17 protein-coding genes and 1 riboswitch are annotated in these 16,870 nt (G+C 75.0%); of the genes, 8 read left to right on the top strand and 9 right to left on the bottom strand.

Annotated elements, in window-relative coordinates; translation table 11 throughout:
* From AC5FZL_RS09450 to arfA, 4 genes are all read left to right on the top strand, one after another.
* The coding region (locus AC5FZL_RS09450; protein ID WP_493618328.1) for a hypothetical protein at positions 1-440 on the top strand (440 nt) is incomplete at its 5' end.
* A 55-nt stretch (positions 441-495) separates the two neighbouring features.
* Positions 496-1,080 carry a hypothetical protein gene (locus AC5FZL_RS09445; protein ID WP_493618327.1) on the top strand — a complete coding sequence of 195 codons (585 nt, stop codon included), beginning with the start codon at positions 496-498 and terminating at the stop codon, positions 1,078-1,080.
* A gap of 67 nt (positions 1,081-1,147) precedes the next feature.
* Positions 1,148-2,953 carry a GAF domain-containing SpoIIE family protein phosphatase gene (locus AC5FZL_RS09440; RefSeq protein WP_493618326.1) on the top strand — a complete coding sequence of 602 codons (1,806 nt, stop codon included), beginning with the start codon at positions 1,148-1,150 and terminating at the stop codon, positions 2,951-2,953.
* A gap of 28 nt (positions 2,954-2,981) precedes the next feature.
* Positions 2,982-4,490 carry an arabinosylfuranosidase ArfA gene (gene arfA / locus AC5FZL_RS09435; protein WP_493618325.1) on the top strand — a complete coding sequence of 503 codons (1,509 nt, stop codon included), beginning with the start codon at positions 2,982-2,984 and terminating at the stop codon, positions 4,488-4,490.
* A 20-nt stretch (positions 4,491-4,510) separates the two neighbouring features.
* Here the strand turns inward: arfA and AC5FZL_RS09430 are convergent, their stop codons facing one another.
* The gene (locus AC5FZL_RS09430; protein WP_493618324.1) at positions 4,511-4,813 is read right to left on the bottom strand and encodes a helix-turn-helix domain-containing protein; all 303 of its coding nucleotides are present in this window, start codon (positions 4,811-4,813) and stop codon (positions 4,511-4,513) included.
* 63 nt (positions 4,814-4,876) lie between these two features.
* Between AC5FZL_RS09430 and map the strand changes: the two genes are divergently transcribed.
* A complete protein-coding gene (map, locus tag AC5FZL_RS09425; protein WP_493618323.1) occupies positions 4,877-5,656 on the top strand; it encodes a type I methionyl aminopeptidase in 780 nt (259 codons plus the stop codon).
* Here the strand turns inward: map and AC5FZL_RS09420 are convergent.
* The 8 genes from AC5FZL_RS09420 to AC5FZL_RS09385 form a co-directional block, all read right to left on the bottom strand.
* The gene (locus AC5FZL_RS09420) at positions 5,653-7,287 is read right to left on the bottom strand and encodes a peptide chain release factor 3 (RefSeq protein ID WP_493618322.1); all 1,635 of its coding nucleotides are present in this window, start codon (positions 7,285-7,287) and stop codon (positions 5,653-5,655) included. The two genes, map and AC5FZL_RS09420, sit on opposite strands and share 4 nt — an antisense overlap.
* Positions 7,288-7,366: 79 nt before the next feature.
* Positions 7,367-7,702, bottom strand: coding sequence for a YnfA family protein (locus AC5FZL_RS09415; protein ID WP_493618321.1), 336 nt, complete (start codon positions 7,700-7,702; stop codon positions 7,367-7,369).
* Positions 7,703-7,731: 29 nt separating this feature from the next.
* Entirely contained in the window at positions 7,732-8,955 is a 1,224-nt protein-coding gene (locus AC5FZL_RS09410) for an acyl-CoA dehydrogenase family protein (protein ID WP_493618320.1), read from the bottom strand.
* Positions 8,952-10,373, bottom strand: coding sequence for an LLM class flavin-dependent oxidoreductase (locus tag AC5FZL_RS09405; RefSeq protein WP_493618319.1), 1,422 nt, complete (start codon positions 10,371-10,373; stop codon positions 8,952-8,954). The genes AC5FZL_RS09410 and AC5FZL_RS09405 overlap by 4 nt, the downstream gene beginning before the upstream one ends.
* Positions 10,370-11,002 (bottom strand): methionine ABC transporter permease, encoded by a 633-nt coding sequence (locus AC5FZL_RS09400; RefSeq protein WP_493618330.1) that lies wholly within the window; start codon positions 11,000-11,002, stop codon positions 10,370-10,372. Before AC5FZL_RS09400 ends, AC5FZL_RS09405 begins: the two co-directional genes overlap by 4 nt.
* 40 nt (positions 11,003-11,042) lie before the next feature.
* On the bottom strand, positions 11,043-11,858 hold the full coding sequence (locus AC5FZL_RS09395) for a methionine ABC transporter ATP-binding protein (RefSeq protein ID WP_493618318.1): 816 nt from the start codon (positions 11,856-11,858) through the stop codon (positions 11,043-11,045).
* A gap of 3 nt (positions 11,859-11,861) precedes the next feature.
* Complete coding sequence (locus AC5FZL_RS09390; RefSeq protein ID WP_493618317.1) at positions 11,862-12,764, bottom strand: MetQ/NlpA family ABC transporter substrate-binding protein; 903 nt, start codon at positions 12,762-12,764, stop codon at positions 11,862-11,864.
* Positions 12,765-12,857: 93 nt separating this feature from the next.
* Complete coding sequence (locus AC5FZL_RS09385) at positions 12,858-13,343, bottom strand: flavin reductase family protein (protein WP_493618329.1); 486 nt, start codon at positions 13,341-13,343, stop codon at positions 12,858-12,860.
* Positions 13,344-13,545: 202 nt separating this feature from the next.
* Positions 13,546-13,634: riboswitch (SAM riboswitch) on the bottom strand.
* Positions 13,635-13,773: 139 nt separating this feature from the next.
* Between AC5FZL_RS09385 and AC5FZL_RS09380 the strand changes: the two genes are divergently transcribed.
* The 3 genes from AC5FZL_RS09380 to AC5FZL_RS09370 all read left to right on the top strand — a co-directional run.
* Entirely contained in the window at positions 13,774-14,265 is a 492-nt protein-coding gene (locus tag AC5FZL_RS09380) for a beta-class carbonic anhydrase (protein WP_493618316.1), read from the top strand.
* 146 nt (positions 14,266-14,411) lie between these two features.
* Positions 14,412-15,452 (top strand): CapA family protein, encoded by a 1,041-nt coding sequence (locus AC5FZL_RS09375; RefSeq protein WP_493618315.1) that lies wholly within the window; start codon positions 14,412-14,414, stop codon positions 15,450-15,452.
* Between the two features lie 16 nt (positions 15,453-15,468).
* A partial coding sequence (locus AC5FZL_RS09370) for an aminodeoxychorismate synthase component I (RefSeq protein ID WP_493618314.1) occupies positions 15,469-16,870 on the top strand: 1,402 nt, incomplete at its 3' end.

Genomic DNA, 16,870 nt, shown 5'->3' with positions numbered 1-16,870 from the left:
GCACGCGCTGGATGGTGGCCGCCCGCCTCCTCGCGTACTTCACCGAGCACGCCAGCGCCCACTGGCTGGTCGGGCGCCTGGGCGGCATCGCCTTCACCGGGTACGGCCTGCACGGGACCAGCCACCCGCACCTCTACCCGCCGGGGCTGCGCTGGGTCTTCTCCCACCTGCCGCTGCTCAGCGCGCGCACGGACGCCGCGTCGCTGCGGGCGGCGTCGCCCGCGGCCCGGGCCGCGATGTACGCCGCGGGGACGCTGAGCACCGTGGCGTGGGGGCTGGGGCTCCCCCTGCACGCCCGGCGGCGCGGCGTGCCGGGGGCGGGGCGCCTGCTGGTCGTCTCGGGCATCGCGGTCAACGCCGTGATGGTCGTCAGCGAGGCGCTGCGCCGCGGCGGAGACCTGCGGCGGGCGTGGGCGGCGCTGAGTTTGCCCCGCCGGTGACCGGGTAACCCGCCGGCGACCCACTCAGGAGCACGACCAGCGCACGGGGGCCACCATGGCAGACACCGACAACCACTTCGTCGCCCAGGCGATCCACGACCTCGGGGCGGGGCTGTGGTTCGGCGGCTCGGTGATGGGCGTGGCCGGGGTGAACAAGTCCGGCGGCGACCTCGCGCAGGGCATCGACCGGATCCGCGTGGCGAGCTCGGCGTGGAGCCGCTTCGCCCCCGCCCAGTGGGCGGGCATCGGCGCTGTGCTCGTCGCCGGGCTCCAGCTGACCCGCGTGGGCGGACGCCGGGTGGCGCTGCAGCAGGGCTTCGCCTCGGTGGGCGCGCTCAAGGCGGGCATCGCGGTCGCCGGCGCGGGAGCGACGGCGTACTCCGCCTACAGCGGCGCCAGGATCGGGAAGCTCGCCGAGGCGGCGCACGCCCGCGGCGAGCAGCTGGAGGTCCAGGACGCCACCATCCCGGCCCCGGGCACCCCCGCGGAGATCGCCACCTGGCAGCGGCGCCAGCGCCTCGCGCAGTTCGCCGTGCCCGTGCTGGCGGGCGCCAACATCGTCTGCGGGTCGTGGCTGGTGCAGTCCTACCGCGCCGGCGCGACGATCAAGGGCGTCGTCCGCCGCCTGCTGCCCGACTGATCCCGTGGCCCCGGCGCCCCGGAGCCGCCTCGTCACCCCCGCAGGCGCCGTCGGGCAGGATGGGAGGGTGCCGACCGACGCCGTCCGCGATGCAGCGCGCCTCGCGGCGGTGGCGCGCAGCGGGCTGCTCGACACCGTTCCCGAGGAGTCCTTCGACCGCCTGGCGGCTCTCGCCCGCGACCTGCTCGGCACGCCGTACGCCATGGTCACGCTCGTCGACGCGGAGCGCTCGTTCTGGAAGAGCCGCGTCGGCGTCGACGACCTGCCGGACCAGCCCGTGCAGCAGGACGTCGTCGAGTCGTTCTGCCAGTACGTCGTCGCGTCCGGGCGGCCGCTCGTCTCCGATGACGTCCGCCTGGACCCGCTGACCGCGGACAACCCCTCGATCGCCTCGCGGGGCGTCGTCGCCTGGGCCGGCTACCCCTTCCGCAGCCCCGACGGCCACGTGCTCGGCTCGTTCTGCGTCATCGACACCCGGCCGCGCACCTGGACCGACGTCGACCGGCGCGTGCTCGCCACGCTCGCCGAGGTGGCCACCACCGAGGTCGCCCTGCGCGAGACCGCCGCCCGTGCCGCCGAGGCCCTGCGGGTGGCGGAGGTCGCGCAGCGGCGGGTGGCGCTGATGGCGGCGTCCGGGGAGCTGCTGCGCGCCGGCGTCCACGAGGACGCCGTCCTGGCCGCCGTCACCCGGATCGCCGTGCCGGAGCTGGGCCGCGCCGCCGTCGTCTACACCCTGGACCGCCGCGGCGCCGTGGTCGCGCGCTCCTCCTCCGTCCACCACGTCGACCCGGAGGAGGAGGCCGCGCTGCAGCGGGCGCTGGGCACGTACGCGGTGAGCACGAGCGACTCGGACGGCCCCGGTCGCGTGCTGGCCACCGGGGCCTCGCAGGTCTCGGTCATGGACGCCTCGACGCTGGCGCGGATGGGGCCGGTGCGGTCGGAGGTCGCCCGGAGCCGGCGGATCACCACGTCGCTCGGGGTGCCGCTGCGGGCCCGCGACCGACTGGTCGGCGAGCTGCACCTCCTCCGCACCGAGGACGACGACGCCTACGACGCCGACGACGTGGCGCTGGCCGAGCTGCTCGCCGACCGGGCGGCCCTGGCCCTGGACAACGCCCGGCTGTACGCCGAGCAGCGCGACGCCGCCGTGGCCCTGCAGGAGGCGCTGCTCGTCTCGGGCACGCAGCCGGAGGACCTGCAGATCGCCCTGCGCTACCTCCCGGCGGCGGCCGAGGCGGCGGTCGGTGGCGACTGGCACGACTCGTTCGCCCAGGCCGACGGCAGCGCCGTGGTGGCGATCGGCGACGTGGTCGGTCACGACCTGCGGGCCGCAGCGACGATGGGCCAGCTGCGGTCGATGATGCGGCTGCTGGGCTACCACCGCACCGACAGCCCGGCCCAGGTGCTCGCCCGCGTCGACGACGCGATGGCAGGGCTGGGCGTGGAGACCATGGCCACGGCCGTCCTCGTGCAGATCGAGGAGGCGCCGGGCGGCGAGGGCGGCGCGAGGGCGGGCTCCCGCCGGATGAAGTGGTCCAACGCCGGCCACCTGCCCCCGATGGTCGTGCACGCCGACGGCGCCGTGGCGGCGCTCGAGACCCCGCCCGAGGCGCTGCTGGGCCTGGACCGGCACACCCGGCGCAGCGACCACGAGGCCGACCTGCCGCCCGGCGCCGCGCTGGTGCTCTACACCGACGGCCTCGTCGAGCGGCGCGACCGCTCGCTGCAGGAGGGGCTGGCCGTCCTGGCCGAGGAGCTCGCGGCGCTGGCCGACCTCCCGGTGGAGGACCTCGCCGACGCGCTCCTGGCCCGCATGCTGCCCGAGGCCCACGAGGACGACGTCGCCGTCGTCGTCGTGCGCGCCGGCTCGTGAGCGCGCGCACCCCACCGACGGAGGAACCGTGACGCAGGCCAGCGTGAAGATCGAGAGCACCGCCGTGGCGACCGTGCCGAGGCGGCTCTTCGGCTCGTTCGTCGAGCACCTGGGGCGGTGCGTCTACGACGGGCTGTACGAGCCCGGGCACCCCACCGCCGACGAGGACGGCTTCCGCACCGACGTGCTGGACCTCGTCCGCGAGCTCGGGGTGACCACCATCCGCTACCCCGGGGGCAACTTCGTCTCCGGCTACCGGTGGGAGGACGGCGTCGGCCCGCGCGAGCAGCGACCGCGCCGCCTCGACCTGGCCTGGCACTCGGTGGAGACCAACCAGGTGGGCCTGGACGAGTTCGCCCGCTGGGCCGACCGGGCCGGCGCGGAGCTCATGCTGGCCGTCAACCTCGGCACCCGGGGCGTGGCCGAGGCGCTCGACCTGCTCGAGTACGCGAACATCCGCTCCGGCACGCAGCTGTCGGACCAGCGGGTGGCCAACGGGACGCCGGAGCCGCACCGGGTGCGGATGTGGTGCCTGGGCAACGAGATGGACGGGCCCTGGCAGCTGGGCCACCGCAGCGCCGAGGACTACGGGAAGCTCGCCGCCCAGACCGCCAGCGCCATGCGCCAGCTCGACCCCGACCTCGAGCTCGTCGCCTGCGGCAGCTCCGGGGCGAAGATGCCGACCTTCGGGGCCTGGGAGCGGACGGTGCTGGAGCACTGCTACGACCTCGTCGACCACATCTCCTGCCACGCCTACTTCGAGGAGCACGACGGCGACCTCGAGAGCTTCCTGGCCTCCGCGCTGGAGATGGACCGCTTCATCGAGGACGTCGTGGCCACCGCGGACGCCGTGCGCGCCGAGCGGGGCGCCACCAAGCGGATCTCCGTCTCCTTCGACGAGTGGAACGTCTGGTACCTGAGCCGCTTCGAGCAGGTCGAGAAGATCACGGACGTCGAGCACTGGCCCCAGGCGCCGCGGCTGCTGGAGGACTCCTACTCCGTCGCCGACGCCGTCGTCGTGGGCAGCCTGCTCATCTCCCTGCTGCGCCACTGCGACCGGGTGCGGGCGGCGAGCATGGCGCAGCTGGTCAACGTCATCGCGCCGATCATGACCAAGCCGGGCGGGCCGGCGTGGCGCCAGACGACCTTCCACCCCTTCGCCCAGGCGGCGCGGACGGCCCGCGGCGAGGTGCTCCGCGTGAGCGTCGACGCACCGGTGCAGCCCACCGCCGCCCACGGCGACGCCCCGGTGGTCGACGCGGTTGCCACGCTCGATCGCGCCAGCGGCACCGCCAGCGCCTTCCTCGTCAACCGCAGCACCACCGAGGCGGTCACGGTGGTGCTGGACTGCGCGGCGCTGGGGGAGGTGGTCGGCGTCAGCGGCCAGGTGCTCAGCGACGACGACCCGTACGCGAGGAACACGCTCGCCGACCCCGAGCGCGTCGTCCCGCGCGCTGCGGACGTCACGCTGCTGCCCGGCGCCGTGAGGGTGGAGCTGCCGCCGGTGTCCTGGGCCGCGCTCGACCTCGCGCTCTGACCGCGGCCGCCGCCCGGGGCTCAGGAGGCCAGCTCCTCGCTCCCGCCGCTCCCGGCGCCGCTCGGCGCCACCCCGGCGTCGGGCTGGTGGATCTCGGCCCACACCGCGTCGAGGGAGAGGCCCAGGACCCCGGTGATCGCCGCGACGGTCGAGAAGGCGGGGGTGGCCACGCGCCCCGACTCGATCTTGCGGAGGGTCTCGGGGGAGACGCCCGCGTCGATCGCGGTCTCGAGCATCGGGCGCTGCCCCCGGGCGCGGCGCAGCACGGCTCCGAGGCGCCGGCCGCGCTCGACCTCCGCGGGGGTGTGCGGCGTCCTGACCACGGCACCGATCCTAGGGCCGGGATAGTCTTACCGGGATAGTCGTCGGCCACGGAAGGGCGCCGCGTGATCGAGATCCTTGACCCCAGCCAGCTGCCCCGAGCGAGGGAGGCGGGCGCCCTCGTCGCGGAGGTCCTGCAGGCGATGAAGAGCCGCAGCGCCGTGGGCACCAACCTCCTGGACATCGACCAGTGGGCCCAGGCGATGATCCTCGAGGCCGGGGCGGTGTCCTGCTACGTCGACTACGCGCCGTCCTTCGGGCGCGGGCCGTTCGGCCACTACATCTGCACGTCGGTCAACGACGCCGTGCTGCACGGGCTGCCCCACGACTACGCGCTCGCGGACGGCGACCTGCTCTCCCTCGACCTCGCCGTCTCCCTCGGCGGCGTCGTCGCGGACTCGGCCATCAGCTTCGTCGTGGGCGGCTCGGAGCGCCCGGAGGACGCCGCGCTGATCAGCGCGACCGAGCGGGCGCTGGCCGCAGCGATCGCCGCCGCCGGCCCCGGGGCGCGCACCGGCGACATCTCCGCCGCCATCGGCGCGGTCCTGACCGACGCGGGGTACCCGGTCAACACCGAGTTCGGCGGGCACGGCGTCGGGTCGACCATGCACCAGGACCCGCACATCGCCAACGCCGGGCGGCCCGGCCGCGGCTACCGCCTGCGCCCGGGGCTGCTGCTGGCCCTGGAGCCGTGGGTGATGGCGGACACCGCGGAGCTGGTCACCGACGCCGACGGGTGGACGCTCCGGAGCGCGACGGGCTGCCGGACCGCGCACAGCGAGCACACGGTCGCCATCACGAGCGACGGCGTCGAGGTCCTCACCCTGCCGGGCGGGCGCCCCTAGGCCGTGGCGACGAGGGGCTCCAGGACGGCGTCGGGGTTCTCCCGCTGGATCGTCTGCAGGCGCCACTTGTCGGTGAAGACGGCCAGCAGCTCGCCGTCGCTGCGGGCCAGCACCTCGGCGCCGCGGGCGCGGCTCAGCGCCGGCGCCGACTCGGCCGTCGTGCGCCGGGCCAGGGTGTAGTCCAGGCGGTCCAGGTGCACGGCCGAGCCGAACTCCGTGCTCATCCGGTGCTCGACCACCTCGAACTGCATCGGCCCGACGGCGGCCAGCACCGGCGCCTGGTCCCCGCGCAGGTCCGAGCGCAGCACCTGGACCACGCCCTCGGAGTCGAGCTGCTCGATGCCGCGGCGGAACTGCTTGGAGCGCCCGGAGTCCTCGGCGCGCACGACCGCGAAGTGCTCGGGCGCGAAGGTGGGCATCGGCGGGTAGGTGACGGCGTCCTCGGCGTAGAGGCTGTCGCCGACGCGCAGGGCGGCGGCGTTGACCAGGCCGACGACGTCCCCGGGGTAGGCCACGTCGACGGTGGTGCGCTCGCGGCCGAAGACCTGCTGGGCGTACTTGGTGGCGAACGGGCGGCCGGTGGGGGCGTGGGTGACGACCATGCCGCGCTCGAAGACGCCCGAGCAGACCCGCACGAAGGCGAGGCGGTCGCGGTGGGCGGTGTTCATGCCCGCCTGCACCTTGAAGACGAACGCGCTGAACGGGGCGTCGAGGGGGCGCCGGGCGCCGGTGACGTCCGGACGCGGGGACGGCGCGGGCGCCAGCTCGACGAGGGCGTCGAGCAGCGCCCGGACGCCGAAGTTCGACACCGCGGAGCCGAAGAGCACCGGCGTGGTGGCGCCGGACAGGAAGGTCTCGACGTCGAGGTCGGCGCCCGTGGCGGAGAGCAGCTCGCTCTCCTCCTGCGCGGTCTCCCACGCCCCGCCCTCCAGAGCGGCCGCCTGGGCGGGGGAGAGGCGCTCCTCCGGCGCTGCGGTGGCGCCCCCGGCGGTGCGGGTGAAGCGGAGGTAGTCGCCGCTGGAGCGCTCGACGACGCCGCGGAAGTCGCCGGCGATGCCGACCGGCCAGGTCAGCGGGGTCGGCACGAGGCCGGTGCGCTCGGTGATCTCGTCCATGAGGTCCAGGGCGTCCTTGCCCGGGCGGTCCCACTTGTTGATCACCGTGACCAGGGGGATGCCCCGGTGGCGGCAGACCTCGAAGAGCTTCATGGTCTGCGGCTCGAGGCCCTTGGCGGCGTCGATGAGCATCACCGCGGAGTCCACCGCCGACAGCACCCGGTAGGTGTCCTCGGAGAAGTCGGCGTGGCCGGGGGTGTCGAGGAGGTTGACGACCACGCCGCGGTAGTCGAACTGCAGCGCGGCGGAGGTGATGGAGATGCCGCGGGCCCGCTCCATGTCCATCCAGTCCGAGACCGTGCCGCGCCGGTCGCCCTTGCCGTGCACGGCACCGGCCTGGCTGATCACCTTCGCGTGCAGGGCCAGCGCCTCGGTCAGGGTCGACTTGCCGGCGTCCGGGTGGCTGATGACGGCGAAGGAGCGGCGGCGGGCCGCCTCGGCGCCGACCGGCAGCACCGACGCCGCGCCGGACGCCGTCCCTGGGGCCGGAGGGGTCGACGTCACCGCTGCTGCCATGCCCCCATCCTCCCCCAGCCGCGGGGTGGCCGGGGTCGGCCCGCGGGCTGCGGCGCGGCGTCCGGTCAGCCGGGCGGGCTCAGGCGCCGCGCGGGGCGTACATGATGAGGACCACACCGGCCAGGCACACCAGGGCCCCGGCGACGTCCCAGCGGTCGGGGCGGAAGCCGTCGACGAGCGCTCCCCAGGCGAGCGAGCCCGCCACGAACACCCCGCCGTACGCGGCGAGGACCCGCCCGAAGTCGGCCGAGGGCTGGAGCGTGGCGACGAAGCCGTAGAGCCCCAGCGCCATGACGCCGAGGCCGGCCCACCACCAGGCCCGGCCCTCGCGCACGGCCTGCCACACGAGCCACGCCCCGCCGATCTCGCAGAGCGCGGCGAGGGCGAGCAGCAGCACCGAGCGCGCGGTCGTCATGCCTCCATGATCGGGGCGAGCGCGGCGGGTCAGCGGTAGGCGGAGGGCACCGGCGCCCGCTCCAGCAGGAACCACTGGCCCAGCTCGTTGAGCTTGTACGCCACCGGGTCGTGGAGGCTGTGCGTGCGCACGTCGCGCCAGTACCGGTCGAAGCCGTGACGGGTGCCGGTCGCCCGGGCGCCGACCGTCTCGAAGACGCGGCTCGTGGTCTCGACGGCGAACTGCGTGGAGACCACCTTCGCGGCGGCGACCAGCTCGGCCACCTCGGCCCGCTCCGTCGCGCTGAGGTGCTCCCCGCGGGCCACCGCCCACTCCAGGGCGTCGGTGGCCGTCTGCACCGACGCCGCCACGGCGTGCTGGCGCGCGACGAGCTCGCCGTAGAGGTTCTGGACGAACGGGTCGTCGCCGGCCTCCTCGACCCCGGGCGCGGCGTGGAACCACGGCCGCGAGGAGGCGCGGGTGTACTCCCGGGCCTGGAGCAGCGCGCCCTCGGCCGAGGCCAGGTAGGCGTGCGAGAACAGCAGCTGGAAGGACGGCGTGGTGAGCACCTGGTGGGGGTCGCGGGTCTCGTCGCCGCGGCCGCGGTTGACCACGACGGCGCTCGCGGGCACGTGGACGTCGACCAGCTCGATCGTGTCGGTGGCGGTGAGGCGCGAGCCCAGGACGTCCCAGTCGTCGTGGCGCACGACGCCGGGCCAGCCGGTGTCGAGGACGAAGGAGATCCGGTCCCCGGCCTCGTCCACCGCCGTGGCGTAGAGGCGGTCGGCCACCCGCGACCCGGTGCTGAACGGCTTCGCGCCGCAGACCCGGTACGCCCCGTCCGCCAGGGCCGTGGCCCGCAGCTGCTCGCCCTGCGGGGTGCCGGTGGAGGCCCACAGGAGCCCGTCGCGCACCGTCTCCTCGTGCAGGGCTGCGCTGCGCTCGGGGTCGAGGTCGAGGTGGGCGAACGTCTGGAAGACGTAGTGGTAGCCGAGCAGCAGCCCGATGGAGCTGTCGGCGCGGCCGATGAGCTGGGTGACCTCCAGGGCCGTGGCCAGGGACTGCCCGCCGCCGCCGGAGCGCGCCGGCAGGTTCAGCGGCAGCAGGCCCGCCTCGCGCAGCAGCGCCACCTCGGCGAACGGCGGCCGCCCCGCCCGGTCGCGCTCGAGGGCGTCCTCGGCCAGCCTCGCGGCCACCTCCGCGGCGACCGCGAACCAGTGCTCCTGCGCGGCGGTGAGCCGGCGACCGGGGCGGGCCAGCAGCGTCGCCGTCACCGCGGCAGCCCGGCGAAGGCGCCCCGGTAGCGGGTGGCCGGGTGGCGCTCGTCGAGGCGCCCTCCGCGCTCGGTGGTGCCGAAGAGCTTGTCGCGGAAGGTGCCCGGCGCGTACTCGCTCTGGGCCAGGCCGCGGCGGCGCAGCTCCGGCAGCAGCCCCTCGACCACCTCGGTGTAGCTGTCGGGGATCACGTGGTTGATGATGTTGATCCCGTCGACGCCCGCCGCCTGCCAGGCCTCGAGCTGGTCGGCCACCTGCTCCGGCGTGCCGACCAGGCGCATCTTCTCCGACCGGTAGCGGACCATGTCCTCGATCGTGGGGTTCCCGCCGGGCACCGAGTCGATGATCGACTGGAGGATGCCGCGGCTGCCCTCGGTCTGCACGTCCTTGAGCGGGGTGTCCACAGGGGCGTCGCCGAGGTCCACGCCCATGCCGCCGAGCATGTGCGCCGCGAGGCCCTCCACCGACAGGTACTGGTCGTAGTCGGCCTTCAGGCGCCGCGCCTCGGCCTCGGTGCTGCCGACCACGAGCGACAGGCCGGTGAAGAACTTCACGTCGCCCGGGCGGCGTCCCTGCTCGACCGCGAGCTGGCGCACGCGGGTGGTCGTCTTCGCGGCGTTGCCCGGCGAGCTGGCGAAGAGGAAGACCGCCTCGGCGTTGCGGGCCGCGAAGTCCATCCCGGCCGGGGAGCTGCCCGCCTGGAAGAGCACGGGCGTGCGCTGGGGGGAGGGGGCCACGAGGTGCGGCCCCTCGACGTCGTAGCGGGGGCCGGAGTGGTGGATCTTGTGGATCCGCGCGGGGTCGGAGAACCGGTTGCCCGGGGCGTCGCGCAGCACCGCGCCGTCGTCCCAGCTGCCCTCGAGCAGCTTGTAGACGACGTCGACGTACTCGTCGGCCCACGCGTAGCGCTCGTCGTGCGGGGTCAGCCCCGGCAGCCCGTAGTTGCGGTGCGCGTTCTCCAGCGCCGAGGTGACGATGTTCCAGCCGATCCGCCCCTTCGTGAGGTGGTCGAGCGTGGCCGCGCGCCGGGCGAACGTGAAGGGGTGCTCCTGGATCACCGAGCTGGTCCAGGCCAGGCCGAGGTGCTCGGTCACCGCGCCGAGGGCGGAGAGCATCACCGACGGGTCGTGCGAGGGGATCTGCAGGCCCTCGGTGACGAAGGTGTCCCAGCCGCCGCGGTAGTCGCCGTAGAGCCCGACGACGTCGGCGAAGAAGAGCGCGTCGAAGCGCGCCGCCTCCAGCTCGCGGGCCAGGTCCGTCCACAGCGAGAGCTCGTCGAAGCGGGCCTGCTGGGCGCGGGGGTGGCGCCACAGCCCCTCGAGGATGTGCCCCGGCGTGGCCATGACGAAGGCGCTCAGCAGCAGGCGCTTCCGGGGCGGCCCGGCGGGCCGGGCGGGGGCGGGGATCGAGGCGGTCACAGTCGCTTGTCCAGTCGTCGAACGGTCAGGGTCCCGGCCCGCTGCACCACCTGGACGAGCAGCACCATGACGACGATCGCGGTGACCATCACCGCGGTCTCGTAGCGGTAGTAGCCGTAGCGGATGGCGAAGTCGCCGATGCCTCCGCCGCCGACCAGCCCGGCGATCGCGGAGTAGGACAGGAAGCTCACGAGCATGATCGTGAACGAGCTCGCCAGCCCCGGGCGGGCCTCGACGAGCACCACGCTCCAGACGGCCCGCCGGCGGCTGGCGCCCAGCGAGCGCGCGGCCTCGACGACCCCCAGCGGCACCGAGAGCAGGTTCTGCTCCACGAACCGGGCCAGGTAGGCGGTCGCGTTGATCGTCAGCGGCACCGTGACGGCCACCGTGCCCACGCTCGTCCCGACGATCAGCCGGGTCAGCGGGATGATCGCGATGAGCAGGATGAGGAAGGGGAAGGAGCGCACGAGGTTCACCGCGGCGTCCACCACCCGGAATCGCAGCGGGGCGGGGGCGAGCCCGCCGGGCTGGCTGACGTAGAGCAGGACGCCGATCGGGACCCCGAAGAGCACCGCCAGCGGCATCGCGATCGCCACCATGAGGCCGGTCTGGCCCAGGGCCTCGAGCATCTCGGGCCAGACCTCGACGACGGCGGACCAGCCTCCCCGGTCACCCACGGGCGCCCACCGCCTCGCGCAGGTCGGCCTCGCGCAGCGCGCGGCCGGTCTCGGAGGTGCTGGGGGCCAGGCGGATCTCGTCGTCCAGGAGGAACTTGGCGATGTCGCTGCGCGGGGCCAGCGGCGAGCCGTCGAGGCGCAGGTGCTCCACGACCCGGCCGGCCTCCATCACCGCCACGTCCTGCGCCAGCGCCTTGACGACGTTCATCTGGTGCGTGACCAGCACGATCGTGATCCCCAGCTGCTCGTTGACGTCCTTGAGGTACTGCAGCACCGAGATCGTCGTGGCCGGGTCGACGGCGCTGGTCGGCTCGTCGCACAGCAGCACGCTGGGCTCGTTGGCCAGGGCCCGGGCGATGGCCACCCGCTGCTTCTGGCCGCCGGACAGCTTGGACGGGTACGTCCCGGCCTTGTCGCCGAGGTCGACCACCTCCAGGCTGGCCGCCACCTTCGCCGCGCGGCGGGCGCGCGGCACCCCGGCGATCCGCAGGGCCAGGTCGACGTTCTCGGCCGCGGTGAGGTTCTCCAGCAGGTTGAAGTGCTGGAAGATCATCCCGATCTTCGCCCGCCGGGCCCGCAGCTCGCGCTCGGGCAGCGCGGTGAGGTCCTCGCCGTCGACGACGACGGTGCCCGCGTCCGGCCGCTCGAGCAGGTTGATCGTGCGGACCAGCGTCGACTTCCCGGCGCCGGAGAAGCCGATGATCCCCTGGACGGCGCCCCGCGCCACGTGCAGGTCGACCTCGTCGACGGCGCGGAAGGGGCCGTCGTCCCCGTCGAAGGTCTTGGTGATGCTGTTCAGGGAGATCACGCGTCAGCCCTTCCACCACTGCGAGAGCTGCTCGGCCGGGTCCTCGTCCCAGGGCAGCGGGGCCCAGTCGCCGTAGAAGTCGAGGTAGAAGTCCTTGACCTCCTGGGTCTGGAACGCCGCCTGCAGGTCCTTCGTCTTCTGGGTGCCGACCTCGTCGGGGCGGCCGGCGAAGACGATCCGGTACGGCTTGGCGTCGGCGTCCTCCTCGCGCAGGATCGCGTCGGCCTCGGGGTCGAGCTCCATCTCCACCGCCTGGCGGGAGAAGAGGAACCCGGCGTCGACGTCGGGCAGCGTCTGGGTCAGGGTCTGCTGGTCGACCTCGATGAACTGGTAGTCGTGCGGGTTGTCGGTGATGTCCTGCTGGCTGAGCTCGACGACCGGGACGCCGTCCTCGACGCTCAGCCGGCCGGCGTCGGCCAGCAGCTGCAGGGCGCGCCCGTTGTTCGCCGGGTCGGCCGGGATGGCGATGCGCGCGCCGTCGGGCAGCTCCTCGACCGAGTCGACCTTCGTGGAGTACACGCCGGCCGGCGAGCCGACCGCGTAGAACAGCGGCACGACGTCGGTGCCGTTGTCGCGGTTGAAGGACTGCAGGTAGGCGCCGTGCTGGAAGAAGTTGTAGTCGGCCTCCCCGCGCGAGACGGCGTGGTTGGGCTGGACGATGTCGGTGACGTAGGTGATCTCCACGTCGTAGCCCTCCTCCTCCAGCCGGTCGCTGGCGAGCTCCAGCGGCTCGGAGTAGGCCGGGGTGTCGGTGGCGATGATCGAGATGGAGCGGTCCTCGGTGCCGGCCTCGGCAGAGGCGTCGCCGCCGGCGAGGCCGCACGCGGAGAGGGACAGCGCGCCGAGCGCGGTCAGGCCGGTGGCGGCGAGGGCGGTGCTGGGTCGTCGGCGGTGCGGGGTGCTCACGGGGTGCCTCCAGGGGCGGGTCGGGCGGAAGAGGGCAGGGGGCGTCCGCGCGCCGGGCGGCGCGCAGACGAGGTGGTGCTGGGGGGTGGGGTCTCAGGCGCCGACGGGGACGGCGGCTGGGGCGTAGGTGCGGTCGCGGTGGACCAGGGGGATGCGGTCGGTGGAGGTGACCGCGGTGACCTGGCCGAGGGCGATGAGGCTGTCGCCGACGTCGACGAAGGAGGGGATGCGGCCGCTGAGGCGGGCCACCGCCCCAGCCAGGTCGGGCAGGCCGCGCTCGTCCCAGGACCACGCGGCGGCGCCGGAGAAGCGCTGCGCGGCGGGGCCGGAGAAGGTGCGGGCGACGTGCTCCTGGTCGTCGGCGAGCAGGTGCGCCGCGAACGTCCGCGACTCGAAGAAGGCCCTCAGGGACGAGGAGGTCTTCGAGATGTTGAACGACACGAAAGGGGGTTCCAGAGAAACGGACACGACAGAGATGGCGGTGAATCCGACGGGCTCCGAAGAATGCGCGGTCGTGAGCACCCAGACGCTGGAGGATGCAGGACGGAAAGCGCTTCGGAGGTCGACGGAGACACCCACGGGGGTGGGCACACGTGCTCCTGGGGTTCTGGTGGGATGGCGCCGCGCGAGCGCGCTCAGCGCCGGGGAGTGACCGGGGGATGTGGGGCGGTCAGGCCCGACACATGGCGCTGGCCTGCATCGACAGGTCGACGTGGCGCCTGCTCACCAGGAAGGTGCCGGCGGCGCGCGAGGGCGCCGGGGTGCTGCGGAGCATGGTGTTCCTCCATCGGTCCTGGCGGTAGCACCTTCCCCGAGGGGTGGTTGCTGCGACGTCGGCGAGCCAGGTCTCTCAGTCGCTCTGGATGGGCGAGGGGAACGTTATGGGGAAATGCGGGGCGGCGTCAAGCGACGCGCGGGGACGGGAATTCCTCGACGAGGCGCGCAGGGTTGACACGCACTCGGCGCGCGGCGAGCCTCGGCCTCCCGCCCCACCTCCGGAAGGCTCCGCATGTCCGCCACCGACGAGCTCCTCGCCAACGCCCAGCGCTACGCCGCGTCCTTCGACCAGGGCGACCTGCCGCTGCCCCCGGCCAGGCACGTGGCCGTCGTCGCGTGCATGGACGCGCGCCTGAACGTCTACGGACTGCTCGGCCTCGCCGAGGGCGACGCGCACGTCATCCGCAACGCCGGCGGCGTCATCACCGCCGACGAGCTGCGCTCCCTCGCGATCAGCCAGCGCCTGCTCGCCACGACCGAGGTCGTGCTGATCCACCACACGGACTGCGGGATGCTCACCTTCACCGACGACGAGTTCCGCCGCTCGATCGAGGCGGAGACCGGCGTCAAGCCCGCCTGGGCGGCCGAGGCCTTCACCGACCTCGACGCCGACGTGCGGCAGAGCATCGCCCGGATCCAGGCCGACCCGTCCATCCCGCACAAGGACTCCGTGCGCGGCTTCGTCTACGACGTGCGCACCGGGGCGCTGCGCGAGGTCTCCTGAGCCGCCGCCGGGGCGCCGGGCTGCTGCTCGGCGCCGTCCTCCTGGCCGGCTGCTCCGGCGGGCCGGACGGCGCGCCAGCGGGCCCCAGCGCCTCCGCGCCCTCGGCAGCGGAGCCGAGCGCCCCGGAACCGCGGACGCTCTCGCTCGTGGCCACCGGTGACGTCCTGCTGCACCCGGCGCTGTGGGAGCAGGCCCGCGCAGACGGCGGGGACGGCGGGGACGGCGCCGACGGCGGGCTCGACTTCGCGCCCCAGCTGGCGGCCGTGCGGCCCCGGGTGGCCGGCGCCGACCTCGCGATCTGCCACCTCGAGACGCCCCTGGCCCCCGCCGAGGGCCCGTACCGCGGCTACCCGTCGTTCGCCGCCCCGCCGCAGGTGGTCCCCGCGCTCGCGGCGGCCGGGTACGACGCCTGCACGACGGCGTCCAACCACAGCTTCGACGCCGGAGCCGCCGGGGTGGACCGGACCCTCGACGCCCTCGACGCGGCCGGGCTGGCGCACGCCGGCACCGCGCGCACGCCCGAGGAGGCCGGCCGTCCGACCGTCCTCCGGGTCGAGACCGCGCGGGGCCCGGTGGCGGTGGCGCTCCTGGCCTTCACCTACGGGTTCAACGGCGTCCCGGCGCCGGGGGGCGAGGCCTGGCGCGGGGACCTCCTCGACGAGGACGCGGTGCTGCGCGAGGCCGCGGCCGCACGCGCCCAGGGCGCCGAGGTCGTCGTGGTCGCGCTGCACTGGGGCTCGGAGTACCAGCCGGAGCCGACCGCGCAGCAGCTCGACGTGGCGCCCAGGCTGCTCGCCTCGCCCGACGTCGACCTGCTCCTGGGCCACCACGCGCACGTCGTGCAGCCCGTGGAGCGGATCGGCGACGAGTGGGTCGCCTACGGCCTGGGCAACCTCCTCGCCCACCACGCCACGGCCGGAGAGCCGCTGCGCGAGGGGCTGCTCGTGCGCTTCGGGCTCACCGAGCAGCCGGACGGGCGGTTCGTGGCCACCGAGGCCGGCTACGCGCCGCTGCTCGTGCCCGACGAGCCGCCGCTCGGCGTGGTCGACGTGGCTGCCGCGCTGCGCGCTGGCGGAGCGCCGAACGCGCCCGTGGAGAGGCTGGCGCGGGCGGAGGAGCGGACCACCGCCGTGGTCACCAGCCGGGGCGCCGCGGCCGCGGGCCTGGAGCCGCTGGGCCCGCCGTAGGCGGTTGGATGGCGGGGTGGACCCCCTCCGCCGCCGGCTGCCGTTCGACGGCACCGCGACGGACGCGCTGCGCCGGCTGCGCGACGAGCCGGGCCTCGTGGCACTGGTGGGTTCGTGGGCCGGGGGAGGCGCGGTCATGGCCGTCCGCCCCCTGCGCGCGGTGCCGCCGGAGCAGGCGCCGTGGGAGGTGCTGGACGCACCGGCCGACGTCCTCGCGGACGAGCCGGCGTCCGACCACGTCGGCGGCGGCTGGTTCGGCTCGCTCGGCCACGGCCTCGCCCGGCGCCTGGAGGTGCTGCCGCCGCCGGGGGAGCGGCCGGTGCCCCTGCCGGAGCACGCCTGGGCGTTCTACGACTCCGTGCTGCGCCTGCGCCCCGACGGCTCGTGGTGGGCCGAGTGGCTGCCCGGCACCGCGCCCGAGCGCGTCGAGCGCCTCGTCGCGGACGCCGTCGCGGCGCTGGCCGCACCGCCTCGCCGGGCGGCCTTCGCCCTCGGCCCCGTCACGACGACCCCGTCGGCCGCCGCGCACCGCCGGGCGGTGGCGCGGACGGTGGAGCACATCCGCGAGGGGGACGTCTTCCAGGCGAACGTCTGCCTGCGCCTCGACGCCGGCCTCGACGGCGACCCGCTGGACCTCTTCTGCGCCGGTGTCGAGGCTCTCGCCCCCGCGCACGCCGCGTTCGTCCGCCTGCCCGGCGGGGCGGCGCTCGCGAGCCTGAGCCCGGAGCTGTTCTGGCGCCGCCGCGGCCGCGAGGTGCTCGCCTCGCCGATCAAGGGCACCGCGCCGCGCACGGGCACCCGGGAGCAGCAGGACGCCGCCCGGGCAGCCCTGCTCGCCTCGGCCAAGGACCGCGCCGAGAACGTCATGATCGTCGACCTCATGCGCAACGACCTGAGCCGGGTGAGCCGGCCCGGGACCGTGGCCGTGGGGGCGCTGAACCGGGTCGAGGCGCACGCCGGGGTCTGGCACCTCGTCTCCGACGTGCGCGCCACCCTGCGCCCCGGCGCCAGCGACGGCGACGTGCTGCGCGCCACCTTCCCGCCCGGCTCGGTGACCGGCGCTCCCAAGGTGCGGGCGCTGGAGGTCATCGCCGAGGTCGAGGCCACCGCGCGCGAGCACTACACCGGCGCGATCGGCTTCTCCAGCCCCACGTGGGGCGCCGAGCTCAACGTCGCGATCCGCACCTTCGAGGCCGCCGGGGGGCGGGTGTGGCTGGGGGTCGGCGGCGGCATCACCGCCGGGTCCGACCCGGCCGCCGAGCTGGAGGAGTGCTGGACCAAGGCCCGCCCGCTGCTGGCCGCGGTCGGCTCGGCGCTGCCGGGCGAGGGCGCGCCGGCGGGCCTGCCGGTCGTGACCGGGCGGGTCGACGCCGCCTCGGGCGTCTTCGCCACCCTCGCCGTGCGCGACGGCGTCGCGC

The sequence above is a fragment of the Quadrisphaera sp. DVD1 genome, assembly GCF_058932755.1.
Note: the sequence above shows the minus strand (reverse complement) of the source record. Positions and strands in the feature narration are given on the sequence as shown.